1 protein-coding gene is annotated in these 322 nt (G+C 27.3%); it reads right to left on the bottom strand.

Annotation, left to right across the window (positions count from 1 at the left end; translation table 11 throughout):
* The coding region (locus KH400_RS23655; RefSeq protein ID WP_217228783.1) for a hypothetical protein at positions 1–322 on the bottom strand (322 nt) is incomplete at both ends.

Genomic DNA, 322 nt, shown 5'->3' with positions numbered 1-322 from the left:
GCAATGGCGAGTCCTGAAAAGAAATCTTTCGTGGTAAAAGACAAATATATTTATCTGTTTCAAAGCTATCAATTACTTTATAAAAGTCAGCAAGTACTCCATTAAAATACTTAGCAATTTCTTTAATTTTTACATTCTTTAATATCTCTTCAAAAAATATTTTAGCTAATCCTAATCTAATACGTTTTTCTGTATATTTTTCAGTATAAACTAGGTTTGAAGCGTATACTACCAATTCATTACCAGTGGGATTTCCGTTCTTAATATAACTACTTTTAGTTGAGGAGAAGTCAAAAGTAATATAACTTTCTCTATTAAGATT

Origin of the sequence: Desertibacillus haloalkaliphilus (assembly GCF_019039105.1) — a bacterium.
Classification (GTDB): Bacteria; Bacillota; Bacilli; order Bacillales; family KJ1-10-99; genus Desertibacillus; species Desertibacillus haloalkaliphilus.
The sequence above is the reverse complement of the archived record's forward strand: the minus strand, read 5'-3'. Positions and strand labels throughout refer to the sequence as shown.